General features: G+C 36.4%; 15 protein-coding genes, 1 pseudogene and 1 riboswitch. Of the genes and pseudogenes, 1 reads left to right on the plus strand and 15 read right to left on the minus strand.

Going from position 1 to position 14,957, the window contains the following annotated elements; genetic code table 11:
• Positions 1-40 precede the first annotated feature (40 nt).
• A complete protein-coding gene (locus FC57_RS07735; protein ID WP_007125548.1) occupies positions 41-1,240 on the minus strand; it encodes a CCA tRNA nucleotidyltransferase in 1,200 nt (399 codons plus the stop codon).
• 78 nt (positions 1,241-1,318) lie between these two features.
• On the opposite strand from FC57_RS07735, the gene FC57_RS07740 reads away from it, so the two are divergent.
• Positions 1,319-2,206 carry a YitT family protein gene (locus FC57_RS07740; RefSeq protein WP_007125547.1) on the plus strand — a complete coding sequence of 296 codons (888 nt, stop codon included), beginning with the start codon at positions 1,319-1,321 and terminating at the stop codon, positions 2,204-2,206.
• 26 nt (positions 2,207-2,232) lie between these two features.
• Here the strand turns inward: FC57_RS07740 and FC57_RS07745 are convergent.
• The 14 genes and pseudogenes from FC57_RS07745 to pyk all read right to left on the minus strand — a co-directional run bounded on the left by FC57_RS07745 (position 2,233) and on the right by pyk (position 14,934).
• Positions 2,233-3,480: pseudogene (locus FC57_RS07745) on the minus strand (tetratricopeptide repeat protein).
• 85 nt (positions 3,481-3,565) lie between these two features.
• The gene (locus FC57_RS07750; RefSeq protein WP_007125544.1) at positions 3,566-3,841 is read right to left on the minus strand and encodes an HU family DNA-binding protein; all 276 of its coding nucleotides are present in this window, start codon (positions 3,839-3,841) and stop codon (positions 3,566-3,568) included.
• A 161-nt stretch (positions 3,842-4,002) separates the two neighbouring features.
• Complete coding sequence (der, locus tag FC57_RS07755) at positions 4,003-5,310, minus strand: ribosome biogenesis GTPase Der (protein ID WP_007125543.1); 1,308 nt, start codon at positions 5,308-5,310, stop codon at positions 4,003-4,005.
• A 68-nt stretch (positions 5,311-5,378) separates the two neighbouring features.
• Positions 5,379-6,587, minus strand: a complete 1,209-nt coding sequence (gene rpsA, locus FC57_RS07760) for a 30S ribosomal protein S1 (protein WP_007125542.1) — start codon at positions 6,585-6,587, stop codon at positions 5,379-5,381.
• A gap of 64 nt (positions 6,588-6,651) precedes the next feature.
• Positions 6,652-7,332, minus strand: coding sequence for a (d)CMP kinase (gene cmk / locus FC57_RS07765; RefSeq protein WP_056990019.1), 681 nt, complete (start codon positions 7,330-7,332; stop codon positions 6,652-6,654).
• A 51-nt stretch (positions 7,333-7,383) separates the two neighbouring features.
• A complete protein-coding gene (locus tag FC57_RS07770) occupies positions 7,384-7,845 on the minus strand; it encodes an SAG1386/EF1546 family surface-associated protein (RefSeq protein ID WP_007125540.1) in 462 nt (153 codons plus the stop codon).
• Positions 7,846-7,946: 101 nt separating this feature from the next.
• On the minus strand, positions 7,947-8,636 hold the full coding sequence (locus FC57_RS07775; protein WP_007125539.1) for an ECF transporter S component: 690 nt from the start codon (positions 8,634-8,636) through the stop codon (positions 7,947-7,949).
• Between the two features lie 76 nt (positions 8,637-8,712).
• Positions 8,713-8,825: riboswitch (FMN riboswitch) on the minus strand.
• 28 nt (positions 8,826-8,853) lie between these two features.
• Positions 8,854-9,570, minus strand: a complete 717-nt coding sequence (locus FC57_RS07780; protein WP_007125538.1) for a pseudouridine synthase — start codon at positions 9,568-9,570, stop codon at positions 8,854-8,856.
• Complete coding sequence (gene scpB, locus FC57_RS07785) at positions 9,570-10,166, minus strand: SMC-Scp complex subunit ScpB (protein ID WP_040529430.1); 597 nt, start codon at positions 10,164-10,166, stop codon at positions 9,570-9,572. The genes FC57_RS07780 and scpB overlap by 1 nt, the downstream gene beginning before the upstream one ends.
• Positions 10,156-10,896, minus strand: coding sequence for a segregation and condensation protein A (locus FC57_RS07790; protein ID WP_007125536.1), 741 nt, complete (start codon positions 10,894-10,896; stop codon positions 10,156-10,158). The genes scpB and FC57_RS07790 overlap by 11 nt, the downstream gene beginning before the upstream one ends.
• Positions 10,889-11,242 (minus strand): reductase, encoded by a 354-nt coding sequence (locus FC57_RS07795; protein ID WP_040529384.1) that lies wholly within the window; start codon positions 11,240-11,242, stop codon positions 10,889-10,891. Before FC57_RS07795 ends, FC57_RS07790 begins: the two co-directional genes overlap by 8 nt.
• Positions 11,243-11,251: 9 nt before the next feature.
• On the minus strand, positions 11,252-12,157 hold the full coding sequence (gene xerD / locus FC57_RS07800) for a site-specific tyrosine recombinase XerD (RefSeq protein WP_040529383.1): 906 nt from the start codon (positions 12,155-12,157) through the stop codon (positions 11,252-11,254).
• Positions 12,144-13,037 carry a CvfB family protein gene (locus tag FC57_RS07805; RefSeq protein WP_007125533.1) on the minus strand — a complete coding sequence of 298 codons (894 nt, stop codon included), beginning with the start codon at positions 13,035-13,037 and terminating at the stop codon, positions 12,144-12,146. The genes xerD and FC57_RS07805 overlap by 14 nt, the downstream gene beginning before the upstream one ends.
• Before the next feature lie 127 nt (positions 13,038-13,164).
• Positions 13,165-14,934, minus strand: a complete 1,770-nt coding sequence (pyk, locus tag FC57_RS07810; protein ID WP_007125532.1) for a pyruvate kinase — start codon at positions 14,932-14,934, stop codon at positions 13,165-13,167.
• Between the last annotated feature and the right edge of the window lie 23 nt (positions 14,935-14,957).

Raw genomic sequence — 14,957 nt, forward strand, 5'->3', positions numbered from 1 at the left:
CTACTTGACAGGGAATGTATCATTTCTGCCGCATTTTTCTTTATTCTAAATTATCTAAATATTGACCAATTGCCTCTTGATTATTTTCAATTTTACTAGACACGACCAACTCTCTAATCCTATTTAAAGTATGGCCCAACTTTGCGCCTGGACGCATCCCTCGTTCAATTAAAAAGCGACCATCAATTGCCAGTTCAGATGCCTTCTTAATTGGCAATGCCATATAACGATCAACCAAGGCTTCAGAAGATATCGGTTGTCCTAAAATATGAGCAATATCGATTGTATTAATCAAAATCTCTTCCCCAGCTTCAAATAATTCATAATCACTAGGCGCATGATCAGCAATCAGATCAAACATCTTAATAATTCTTTCAACCTTTTCGGTCATAGCGTTGGAATTCTTCCAATCACGCATGAATTTACTAATTTGATCATCTGGTACTTTAAGCAAAATGATAATTAAAGCCCACAAATTAGATTCAGTTGTTGGACTAAATTGTAATTTAGGATAAACCTCTAATAAGTCTTTTTTCCCAGCAAAATCAGGCACATCTTCGCTTAACTCAGTGTCTAAAAAGATTTGAAAAGCTTGTCTTGAATGTGAGCCCAAACCCATTTTTACAAATTCTTCACGAATACGCTCAACTGAAATCTTCTTAAGCAACTCATGATTGTCTTTAATTGCTTGCTCCGTGTTTTCTTCCAGTTTAAATTCCAACTGACTCATAAACCGAACCGCACGCATCATTCTTAAAGCATCTTCATGAAATCTCTTTTCTGGATTACCTACAGCTCGAATAATATGATTCTTTAAATCTTTTAGGCCATCGAAAAGATCAACGATTTCGCCTCTTGTGTCCATTGCCAAAGCGTTGATAGTAAAATCTCTTCTTTTTAGATCTTCATCTAAATTTTGAACAAAAGTTACATGATCTGGTCTTCTGAAATCTTGATATCCGGATTCAGTTCTAAAAGTGGTAATTTCATAACTCTCACCACCATAAAGAATAGTTACTGTCCCATGCTTAATTCCAGTATCAATAGATTTTTCAAATAGTTTCTTAACTTCTTCTGGATAAGCACTAGTAGTAATATCTACATCATGCACATGTCTATGCAATAAAACATCTCTAACGGATCCGCCCACAAAATAGGCTTCAAATCCAGCACTTTCAAGGGTTTGAAGCACAGGCATGGCCTTAATAAAAATTTCTGGTAAATTTTCTATTTTGATCATTAATAAAATCTCAATTCTTATTCTTTTTAATTTTTAGTTTGTTAGAATGAAAGAAAAGACATAAAGGAGGTTACCATTATGCGTAAATTCGATAAAACGACAATCACTGATATCTTTATGATTGCAGTTGGATGCGCCATTTACGGGATCAGTTTGGACCTGATCTCAGTCCCAAACCAATTAGCCGACGGTGGCATCAGTGGTATTTCACTGATCCTGCGACATTTCTGGAATATCAATATGGGACTTTCCACTTTAGTACTGAATATTCCTCTAATTTTGTTAGGTTACCGTTTTATGGGAAAACGATTATTAGCCTATACAATTTGGGGAACAGTTTGCCTTTCCTTTTTCCTTTGGTTTTGGCGCTCGGTTCCTATTATAAAACAATTCAATTTAGAACACGACCTCTTCCTCTCCGCAATTTCGGCAGGATTGCTTTCTGGGGTCGGTTTAGGTCTCGTATTTAGATACAATGGTACCTCAGGCGGAACGGATATTATTGCTCGAATTTGTCAAATTAAGTTTGGGATTTCTTCGGGAAAAATGCTCTTATTCTGTGATGCTGTAGTTTTGTTTGCATCACTTTCTTATCTTGACATCAAACATATGATGTACACTTTACTTGCTTCCTTTGTTTTATCAAGAGTAATGGATACCGTACAACAAGGTGCATACACGGCACGTGGTTTGTTAATAATCTCCGATAAATATGAAGAAATCGGCAAGATGATTGACTTAAAACTTGATCGTGGCTTCACTTATTTAAAAGCACTTGGCGGATATAAACAAGATGAAAAACGTGTAATCTATGTTGTAGTTTCACCACGAGAAATTCCAGCCATTAAACAACTAATTAGAAATGAAGATCCAAATGCATTTATCTCAATCATTGAGGTTCACGAAGCTTTAGGTGAAGGATTCACGTATAAGCAAAAACGACATCACTTATTTATACGCAAATAAAAAGGTCGACTAAAAGTCGGCTTTTTTTATAGATTATTATAAAGATCCTGCATCTCATCATCCTCAGGAACGTACTTCAAATAGCGTTCAAGCAATTGTTTGGTGATGTCGGTATTATTTTGTGCACTAAAGAATAAAATCATCTGACGCAAGAAATCAGGATTCTCCTTGAAATCTGGATAGGCAAGTAAAAATTCACTTTGTGCTTTTTCACTATCATCCAAACGTTCATAGGATAAAGCCATATTCCAATGAGCTTGTGCTTCAATATTTTCATTATCCAAATCTTTGAATAAAGCAATATTCTCTTTATCTTGGTGTTCATGCAAATATAGATTAGACAGCTGCAGGCGCAAATCGCTGTTATCTGGGGCAATTTTTAAGCCTTTTTCTAGTAAATCCTTTGCAGTTTTCAAATCATTTAAATTAGCAGCAGCTCTTGCACCCATTGAATATAATGTTTCATCTAACTCATTGTAAGCCAATCCTGCTTGGGCAGTACGTAACACTTAATCATTATCATGCTTGTGTTCATAAGCTTGCGCTAACAACGGATAGGCATTTACATAATCAGGACTTTGCTCAATTACTTCGTCCAGGAATTTAATTGCTTGATCATCATCACCTACCGACAACATGACTAAACCAGCCTCATACTTACTATCAATATCAAAGACGCTATCACTATGCTTACGAATAATTTGAGCTGCTTCTTCATAGTTACCCAGTTTAGCATTGGTTGCAAACAATCTCTGATTCAAATTAACTTCACTAAATGTTTCTTGGCGCTTGATTAAATCTTCATATAAAGCAAGTGCCTGTTCATAGTCACCGCTTAAATAATCCAATTCAGCTAAACCAAATTTTACAGCATCTTCTTCTGGTGCTAGTTTGAGTGCTTGTAATAATTTATCTTTAGCAGTCTCTATTAAGCCGTTAGTTTGATAATAATCAGCTTGCACTAATAGACTATCAAGATAAGCAGAAGAGCTCTTAGAAACGTTATAAAGCAATGATAGGCCATCATCTTCATCGCCATCATTTAAGAGAATTTCAGCTAAGTAAACTTTAAAAAGATCCTCTTTCGGAAATTCTGAGATTAAAGCTCGATAAATTTCTTTAGCCAAGTCAGTAAAACCTAGACCAGTTAAATTCTCAGCCAAAGACGCAAGCATTTCTGGATCATCATTATTTAAAGCTTCTTTTAACAAATGTTTGTCCTGTGAAAAATCGTGATTTTGAATTGCATCAAGCAATTGTTCTGAATAACTCATCGTTCCCTCCAATCAGACTTTTATTGTACTAAAAAAAGACACCGGAATAAAATCCAACGCCTTTTCATTAAGAAAGTTAAGTAAACTACTTAACAGCTTCTTTAAGAGCCTTACCTGGCTTAAATGCAGGAACTTCACTTGCTGGGATTTGAATTTCGTCACCAGTTTGTGGGTTACGACCCTTACGTGCTGCACGGTGACGTACTTCAAAAGTACCAAAACCGATTAATTGTACCTTTTCGCCCTTAGCAAGGTTGTCTTGGATTGAGCCAAAGATAGCATCAACAGCAGCAGCAACTTCCTTCTTGGTTAATTTAGTCTTTGAAGCAACTTCAGAAACTAATTCAGCTTTATTTGCCATGAATAATTCACCTCCTGAATTTGAACCCGAAGTCCAAAGTTTGTTCTTTGTTTAAAAAAACAAGGAATAATGATCACGACTAATCATTGTTTCCTAGAAACCAAAATATCACAAAACCCTTATTACAACAAGGTTTTTTACGAAAAATTCAGATTTTTTCGTTATTTTCTCTTTCTAGGGATAATTTTAATAGGTGTTCCCTTAAAATCAAAGTTTTGACGTAATTGATTAATTAAAAATCTTTCATAAGAGAAATGCATCAATTCAGGATCATTTACAAAAACCACAAATGTTGGTGGATTAGTGCTTACTTGAGTCATGTAGTAAACACGCAATCTCTTACCTTTTACCATTGGTGTTGGTACTAATTTACTTGCTTCAAGCAGCAAATCATTTAAAACGCTTGATTGAATTCGTTGATTCTGATTATCATATACTTCTTTAACTAGAGTTGGAATCTGGTCAAGGCGTTGACCAGTTTTAGCTGAAACAAACAAGATAGGAGCATAATCAAGATATTGGAATTCTGCTCTAATTTCACGTTCAAATTCTTTTGCACTAGTGCTATTTTTCTTAAGCAAATCCCATTTGTTAACTACGATGATAATTCCACGTCCAGCTTCATGGGCATATCCGGCCACGTGCTTATCTTGTTCCCTAATGCCTGTACTTGCATCAAGGACAAGTAAAACCACGTCTGAGCGTTCAATAGCGCTCATAGCACGTAAAACAGAATACTTCTCCGTTTTTTCATAAACTTTTCCACGACGTCTAATCCCAGCAGTATCGACCACTTTATACTTAACGCCGTTTTTAGTAAATGGTGTATCAACGGCATCACGCGTAGTTCCTTCTTCGTTGGCTACGATTACTCGATCTTCGCCAAGTAATTTATTAACAATTGAAGATTTACCAACATTTGGTCGACCAATTACGCTAAAAGAGATAACATCTTCTGATTGCGTATCTTTATCTTCTGGGAAATTATTGACAATTTCATCCAGCAAATCACCAATACCGGTACCATGACTACTTGACACTGGAATTGGATCACCAAGCCCAAGACTATAAAAATCATAAATATCATTTCTTTGCTCTGGGTTATCTGCTTTATTGACTGCCAAAATCACCGGCTTTTTAGTACGGTAAAGAAGATGAGCAACCCTTTCATCAAGATCAGTCATATGATTTACAACACTGGTCAACATAACAATTACATCTGCTTCTTCAATCGCTATCTCGGCCTGTGCGCGGATCTCCTCTTCGATTTTACCGCCTTCCCAGGTAATACCCCCAGTATCGATTAAATCGAATTTATGACCCATCCATTCGGCTTGTGCGTAATTTCGATCACGAGTAACACCTGGCTTATCTTCCACAATCGCCAAACGTTGATTGATAATTCTATTAAATAAAGTTGACTTACCAACATTTGGTCGCCCTACGATTGCGACTACTGGTAAAACCATTTGCACCCTCCTTTACAAATATAGAAAATAAAAAAGCCGACATTTGTCGGCTTTTTTATTAGAAATGACTACTTGCGGTCCTTTAATTGGTCACCAATGATGTCACCTAAAGCAAAGCCGTTGTCGTTGTCACCCATGTACTTCTTGTTAACTGAATTTTCGTTACGTGAACGACGTGGACGAGAATTGTGGTTATCTGATGAAGCGTTTGAGTCAGCAGCCTTGATTGAAAGTGAAATTCTTCTGTCACTTGGGTCAATGTTCAAAACCTTAACCTTAACAGTTTGGCCAACCTTTAAAACATCGCTTGGTTTGTCAACGTGCTTGTTTGAAATTTCTGAAACGTGTACTAAACCTTGAATACCGTCAGCAACTTCAACAAATGCACCAAAGTTAGTTAATGACTTAACTTCACCTTCGAAAACATCGCCTTCGCTTAAGTTAGCTGTAGCTTGTTCAAATGGAGAAGGTTCAGTTTGCTTAATAGACAGGGAAATACGATGTCTGTCATTGTCAATACCAATGACCTTAACCTTAACGTCTTGACCAGCCTTTAAAACATCGCTTGGCTTGTCAACGTGCTTGTAAGAAATTTCTGAAATGTGAACTAAACCGTCAACACCACCGACATCGATGAATGCACCAAAGTTAGTTAAGCGTGAAACCTTACCTTCGATAACATCACCAACAACTAATTGTGATGCAACCTTGTCGAATGCTTCTTCACGTTCTTCTTCAACTAAGTCCTTGTGTGAAAGAATCAAACGGTTCTTGTTAGGATCAATTTCAGTGATCTTAAGTTTCATAGTCTTACCAATGTAAGGCTTAAGATCTGAAACGTAACGATTTGAAATTAATGAAGCTGGTAAGAAACCACGTGTACCAACATCAACAAGTAAACCACCACGAACTGATGAAGTTACAGTACCTTCGATAGCTTTACCTTCTTCGAAGTCCTTTTGTAACTTGTCGTAAGCTTCTCTTTCCTTCAAGCGGGTAACTGAGAAGAAGAATTCACCATTTTCCTTGTCGCCACCGGCTCTTCTTAATACTAAGGCCTTAAACTTGTCACCAGGCTTTACTAAATCACGTAAGTCTGCGTTACGATCTGAAGTGTATTCACGACGAGTAATAACACCTTCGACACCAGCGTTTTCAACACCAACATCGATTTGGCCGTCCTCAACGTCTAATACTTCGACATCGACAATATCTCCGACCTCAACTCCTTGCATTTGCTTTAATGCGTCTAAAAATTGATTACTGTTTTCTGACATATGTACCTCCCAATATCATGTCCCATTTTAAAGGAAAGTTAGATATTTTTCTACTATTTTGTGCTTATTTTTTAAAATTTTTTTGACTTTTTTCGATTTGAGCTAATATTGACTCTACTACTTGGTCAATTGACATATTAGTAGTGTCAATTTCAATAGCATCATCTGCCTTTTTTAGTGGTGAAACTTTGCGATGAGAGTCTTTATAGTCTCTAGCTGCAATATCTTTTTCAATCTCATCAACAGTTTGGTCAGATTTAATTCCCCGCTCTTTTAAATCTAATAGTCGGCGTTGTGCACGTGATCTTGCAGATGCAACCAAGAAGATCTTAACTTCAGCATTTGGCAAAACGGTTGTACCAATATCACGACCATCCATGATCACGTTAGTTTTACCTGCCATTTGACGTTGCAAACTTACCATTTTCTCACGTACTTTTGGTAAAGCTGATACTTGAGATACATTAGCTGAAATTTCCGGTGTTCTAATTTCCTTAGAAACATCCTTACCAGCTACATAAACTTTTTGCTCGCCATTTTCGGATCTTAATTCAATTCCATCTTTATCAATGGCTTCCAAAATACCTTTCTCATCCCCATAATCCAACTTATGATTACGGGCAATAACTGTACATGCACGGTACATCGCACCTGTATCGATGTATACAAATGACAATTTATTTGCAATAATTTTAGCTACCGTACTCTTTCCTGCTGATGCAGGACCATCTACTGCTACTTGCATTTCATCAAAAAAGAGATCTTACCGTCGACCTCTTTTATCCTTTCTGAAAGATTATTTCAATTTAAGTGTCTGGCCAATTCTGACATTTGAAGAGTCTTCAATATTATTTAATTTGGCTAATTGATCAACTGTCAAGCCATGCTTCTGTGCAATGCTGGTCAAAGTATCACCTGTCTTAACAACATAAGTCTTTGCTGATGATTTCTTTGAAGAGCTAGAAGACACATTTGAACTAGTCTTAACTGAGTTTTTCTTAGATGAAGAAGTTGATAAAGTTTTCTTAGACTTGGTTGAATTTGAAGAAACCTTCTTGACAGTTTGTACTTCATCAGCTTTTTCAGAATGGTTCACAGCCAAACGATGCACAATTGGGATTAAGGCAATCAAAATAACTGCCAGAATTACAATTACTGCTATCCAACGTGCTGATCCACCTGATGGTCTATCCTGCGAACTTCTTTTCTCAGTAGGACGCTCATAGTGTTTATATGGCCCGGTTGATTTTTTATCCATCTCTAAATTCCTCCATTCACTTAACGGATTAATTCTAGCATATTTTATAAGTATTTGAATATAAAAAATCCCATCAACTTAAAAGTCAATGGGAAATCTTTTTAATTCAAATTAAATCTCTTACGAACAAATGGCTTAATGGTCTTGATTGTCGCTTCAAAGAGTAAATAAACAGCTACACTATTAATCACGCCTTTTAATAAATTGAAAGGAACAATAATGCTAAAAATATAAGCTTTCATAGAAGGCAAATGCAATAGCTGTTTTAAATACACATTTTCAGTAAAGTGATAAAGTGCATTATAACTATTAATGCTTGGTAAATTAGGTACAGCCGTAACTGCATAAACTGGTGTCAATATAAAGGCATTGGCTACTGCCAAAACGCAAGTCATTGCCAAGATTCCAATAATTAAACCAAATACAGGTCTTAATCTTCCAGCAAGAGTATTTCTCTTTTCTGGAGTAACACTCTTACTGAAGAAATAAAATGGCAATGAGAAAGACATTGAAGCAAGAAATGCAGCAGCTTCACCAATTACGCTTGGCAATGCGAAGCCACTAAAAATCAAGCTTAAAACCATCCTAATTAAAGCGATAATTACTCCTGGCCAAGGGCCAAAAATAAACATCCCAATTGTGATAATTACATCTGAAAAATCAAATTTCAAAAAGCCAACACCTGGCATAATTGGAAATTCAAATTTCATTACTACAAAAGCAATACAACCAATTAAGGCATAAGCAATTATATTAGTTAAACTACCAAAGTTTGTTCTGGTTCGATCCATAACTTACTTTCCTTTCCAAAACAAAAGGTCTATTGCCTCAGCAACAGACCTTTAAAAGTAAAGTAAGATTTTATTAGTCTGTCTTCTTCCATCTAGACTGTAACTATCGGTATCTAACGATTCAACCACTTGCGTGGGTCGCGGACTCTAACCGCCGGTCGGGATTTTCACCCTGCCCTGAAGACAATAACCTCAATATTCAATTAACAACTATAAATTAATCCAAACGCATAAGTTTGTCAACTTCATTTTTCGATAATTCTCGATATTGACCTGAAGTTAGCGAATCTAAAGTCAAAAATGCATATTTTTCACGTGAAAGTTTTTCAACTAGATGACCCACAGCTTTAAACATTCGCTTAACCTGATGATAATGACCCTCATGGATAGTCAGTTGCACGATTTGAGTATCTTTACGCTTATCCGTCTTAAGTATTTTCACCTTAGCAGGAGCAGCTTTAAAACGATCCAACTTAACCCCATGAGTCAACCCTTCAATTTCTTCTGGAGTCAAAATTCCCTTAATTTTCGCAACGTAAACTTTTTGGACTTCATTTCGAGGATGCATTAACAAATTAGCTAATTTACCATCATTAGTCATTAAGAGTAAACCAGAAGTATCATAATCAAGTCGACCTACTGGATATAAACGATAGGGAATATCCTCAAAATAATCTACTACTGTTCTTCTTCCTTTATCATCACTAGCTGTAGAGACAACACCACGAGGCTTATAAAAAAGATAAGTATGCAAACTTTCTCTTTCTATTGGTTCATCATCAACAGTAATATTACTAAAAGTATCTACTTTGGTTCCCAATTTAGTAATTACTTTACCATCAACTTTAACTCTACCAGCAGTAATCATCTTTTCTGCTTTTCTTCTTGAAGCAATCCCTGCTTCAGCAATAACCTTTTGCAGTCTCTCTGCCATTATTGTCCCTCTTTCTGCATATTCAAATCAGCTTTGCCCTTCGCATCAAACAAATCCACTTCTTCATCATCTTTTGCATTATCTTCAAAGTCTTCAATTAATGGTAAATCAGCAAGACTTTGATAATTAAAGTACTGCAAGAAATAATCAGTGGTTACATAAAGTTTAGGATGACCTGGTGCATCCTTTTTGCCATTTGCTTCAATTAATCCACGCCAAATTAAAGTTTGTAAAGCACCTGATGAATTTACTCCACGAATATCATCAATTTCAACTCTTGTAATTGGTTGACGGTAAGCTACAATAGCCAAAATCTCAAGAGCAGACTGACTTAAATTTTTGGTTAAATCCTTCTGGAAATACTTCTCAATAATTTTTGCTGTTTGTGGACTTGTAGTTAACTTATAAGTATGCGAAACATGAATTAATTGAATACCTGAATCAGTATTTGAGGCCAGGTCTTTTTTTAATTTTTCAGCAACTTGACTTAGCTCCTCACCATCTAATTCTAGTAATTCAACTAAATTTTGTTCATCAAGTCCATTATCGCCAGCTGCATAGAGAAGCGCTTCTAAATTTGCTTCTTTACTTGCCATTTCCATCAATTCTTTCTAAATCTAAATCGCCAAATTCCCTTGCCTGAATAATATGAATCTCATGTTTTTTGCATAATTCAAGCATTGCCAAAAACAATCCAATTACATCAGAAATATTCTGCATCTGATCAGCGCAACTAAAAAAGCTTACTTGTTTCCTTCGCTTAAGACGTCGATTCAAATAATTAATCATATCATTAATTGGAGTTTCTGCAATTTTAATTGAGGCAGTATTCGGTTTCCGTATTTTTAGCCGTTTTAGTACCATCGAAAATGTAGCTGCCAATTCCTTGGAAGTAATCTGTCCTTTTGGTAAAGGCTGCACCTTAATTGATTTGGACACACTAGCCTCTTTAGAAACAGTAATAGGCACTTCCTCATTTCGTTCTTTAAAATAAGCAGAAATTTTTTTAAAAACGGAATACTGTATCAGCTGTTGAACCAATTCATCTCGTGGATCTTCTTCTGGCTCGACGTCATCAACAAAGTCATTCTGTGGTAAAAGATACTGAGATTTGATTCGCAAAAGCGTAGAAGACATAACAAAGTATTCTCCTGCAATCTGCAGATTTAATTGTTGCATTTGTCTTAAATAGTCCAAATACTGACTCGTAATCTGCGCAATTGGAATGTCATAAATGTCAATTTTTTGTGACTGAATCAAATGTAACAATAAATCCAGTGGTCCTTCAAAATTAGGCAATTCAAGCGTTAAATTTCTTTTATCCATTTTCTTCAACAGTCTTTAATAAATTCGTGTATTCTGGTACAGCTGTAATCCTTTTATCTGGATACTCATTTTTTAAATCCGCAAGTATCTCTTTTTCATAGCTAATCTCTCTAAAACCTGGGGCTAAAGAGAGATACCTAATTATCACAAATTGATTAGAAATTTGCGTACCCAGGACCCCAACAATGTTGCTTTGATCATTACGATAAAGATAAAGCAAAAAATCATTGTCCTCTTGGTTTAATGCAATCTCTTCTTTTAAGTTTTCTATGTTTTTAAAATCTGGCATATACGAGAGTAATCCCATTGCCGTTTTTTCATAATCTTTTTTATATGGTATTAGCATATTACTCACCTAAAGACGGGGATGCGTCTTTTGATATACTTGTAAAATATGTTTCTGAGATAAGTTAGTATAAATTTGTGTCGTACTGATATCAGAGTGTCCTAAAATTTCTTGAACAACTCGCAAATCTGCACCATTTTCTAACAAATGAGTTGCAAAAGTGTGACGCAGAGTATGCGGTGTTACATCCTTAACTATGCCTGCCATTTGACAATATTTTTTAATCATTTGCCAAATTGCTTGTCTTGTAAGCATTTTGCCACGACTATTCAGAAAGATATGTTCATCATTCTGGCCGACATGCAGAATTAAAGGATCACGTACTTCTTTTTCATATTTTTTAATCCAATTTAATGCGACTGGGCTAATTGGAATCAACCGTTCTTTAGATCCTTTACCAATTACCCTTACCAACCCTAAATCATCATGCAAATCTTGCAATTCTAAATTAATTAATTCGCTCACACGCATACCAGTTGCATATAAAGTCTCTAAAATTGCTCGATCTCTTAAACCTAATTTGCGTTTTACGTCAGGTTGCTCAAGTAATTTATTAACTTCTTCTTGAGTTAAAGCCGTAGGTAATCGACGTTCTTTTTTAGGCAAATCAATTTCAAGCATTGGATTTAACTTCTGAATATTTTGCCGAGCTAACCATTGATAAAACTTCCTCATGCTAGAAATGAGACGACTAATTGAACTGGTAGCTTTATTCAAATCACGCTGTCTAGCTAGAAAGGCATCCACATCACTAGCCTCAGTTGGCCAAGAAGGCATGCCCTCTTTTTCAATAAAAGATAAGTATTCTTCCAAGTCCTGCCGATAAGCACTTATCGTATTACTGCTCAATCCTCGTTCAACTTGACTATAGCGCAAATAATCATCAATTTGATCCTGTAATTTACTGTTCACCATTGCCATTCTCTTCCGGATCTTTAATTAAAGTAATTGTGCCAACTTCTTTATCTTCTTCGATGAGTCCTGCTTTAAGAAGATGACCTACTGCACGTTTAAAGGCAGATTTAGAAATACCAAAGTATGATTTAATTTCTTGCGCGTCAGATTTATCATAAAATGGCAAAGTTTTTGTTTCTCTTCTACGTAAACTCATCAAAATCATTTGAGCATCATCATCAATCTCTTCAAAAGCACGTGGCAATGCGCTCAGATTTAAACGACCATATTGGCTAATTCCAATTACTCGTCCTTTAAATTGTTCACCCAATCGCATAGCTCTTGGCATTTGAGATTCATGAACAAAGCCTAAATAATAATCATTAGTTAAGACAAAAGCTCCAATTTCACGACTTGCATAAACTGTAGCAAAAACATTCTCATTTTCCATATTTCTTGGAAAATTAGCTGCCAATTGATCAAAAATATTCTCATCAGCTAGTTTAGCCCAAATTCGATCTTTGTAATCTGTCTCTAGGCGAACTAAAAGACGATCATCTCGACGTGGCCATCTTTCTTTATCACGTGGCAGATCATCCATTGACAAAACAACGTCCTTATCAGGCAAGCCAACGTCTACAAATACACCTAAACCTGGACGAACTTCTGTCACCTTACCCCAACCATATTGGTCTGGTTGAGCAAAAGGCAAAAATTGAGTCATTTCTCGATCATGTTGTTTATTATCATAAATGAAACCTTCAATTTCATCACCAATTTTTGGTATATCATCTTGCGTGATTTCATGTTTTTTCAATTCATAAGTAATGCCATCTATTTGAACATAATAAGCATTTTCATTTTCATCAATTATTTTTCCTTTTTCGACTGTACCAAGCATTATCAGACTCTCCTACTTTACATATTCTATAATATAAGTATAAGAGATATTTGAGCAAAATAAAATAGCCAGCTCGAAAGCTGACTATTTTTTGATTAGCTAATCTTTATTTTTCTATCTTTTTAAATTAAAGGTTTGAGATTTCACCTTGGTAGATAGCACCACGACGAGCATCAACAGTAATTGTAGTACCATCAGCAATCTTTTCAGTTGCGTTAGTAGCACCAACTACAACTGGGATACCTAATGATAAGCCGATAACTGCAGCGTGTGAAGTTAAACCTGAAGCTTCAACAACTAAACCTGAAGCCTTCTTGATAGCTGGGTTGTAGTCTGGGTCAGTAGTCTTAGCAACTAAGATGTCGCCTTCCTTAACCTTGCTGTTAGCTTCTTCAGCTGAGTTTGCTACAACAGTCTTGCCGATAACTGAACCGTTACCAACACCTAAACCTTGAACAAGCTTGTTACCGATAATTTGTAACTTCATCAAGTTAGTAGTACCTGAGTCACCAACTGGAACACCAGCAACGATGATTACAAGGTCGCCATCCTTAACAAAGCCCTTTTCCTTAGCTACCTTAGCAGCTACTTCAAACATGTCATCAGTTGACTTAGGCTTTTCAGTCAATAATGGTTGTACACCCCAAACGATACCCAATGAGTGTTGGATCTTTTCGTCGAAGGTCAATGCGATGATGTCTGCATTTGGACGGTACTTAGAAATCATACGTGCAGTGTAACCTGAGTTAGTTGCAGTAATGATAGTCTTAACACCTAATTCTTGAGCAGTACGTACAACTGATTCACCAATAGCTTCAGTTACGTTTGAGCCCTTGTAAGCTTCAAATCTTTGAAGTGCTAAAGTGTTACGCTTAAGCATTTGCTTTTCAGTACGTTCATCGATTTCAGCCATAGCCTTAACAGCCTTAACTGGGTAAAGACCATTTGCTGATTCACCTGAAAGCATAGTTGCATCAGTACCATCAAGAACAGCGTTAGCAACGTCTGATACTTCGGCACGAGTTGGACGTGGGTTTTCTTGCATTGAGTCAAGCATTTGGGTAGCAGTGATAACTGGCTTGCCAAGTGCGTTAGCCTTTTGAATCAAGCTCTTTTGTACGAATGGAACTTCCATGAATGGAATTTCAACACCCATGTCACCACGAGCAACCATCAAACCATCTGAAACTTGTAAGATTTCGTCAGCGTTGTCAATACCTTCTTGTGATTCAATCTTAGGGAAGATCTTAACGTAGTCTGCACCTGCTTCTTCACAAAGCTTACGGATGTCTAAGATATCTTGAGCCTTACGTGCAAATGAAGCAGTAATGAAGTTAATACCAAATTTCAAACCAAACTTAATGTCATCAGTATCCTTTTCAGTGATACCTGGAAGGCGGATTTCAACACCAGGAGCGTTAACACCCTTCTTTGAACCAATAACACCAGTGTTTTGAGCTTCACAAACTAATTCTCTCTTTGAGTCGTCCTTTTCCTTGATCAAAAGGTCAACCAAACCGTCATCGATTAATACGTGACCACCAACGTGAGTATCATCGTATAAACCATCGTAGGTAACGTGGATCATGTCCTTGTTACCCTTCTTAGTGGCATCCATTGATACACGGATCATGTCACCAGTGTTAATAGTAAACTTACCACCTTCTTGTTCAGTGGTTCTGATTTCAGCACCCTTAGTGTCAAGGTCGATACCAAGAAGTAAACCAGTATCCTTTTCCACTTGACGAACCATCTTCATACGAGCAAGGTGTTCTGGGTGATCACCATGTGAGAAGTTGAAACGGAATACGTTTGCACCAGCTTTAGCTAAAGCAGTAATAGTTTCAATATCGTTTGAAGCTGGCCCTAAAGTACTAACAATCTTAGTTTTCTTCATTATTAAAAAAATCCTCTCCAAAA

It is taken from the genome of Lactobacillus ultunensis DSM 16047 (assembly GCF_001436305.1).
GTDB classification, from domain to species: domain Bacteria; phylum Bacillota; class Bacilli; order Lactobacillales; family Lactobacillaceae; genus Lactobacillus; species Lactobacillus ultunensis.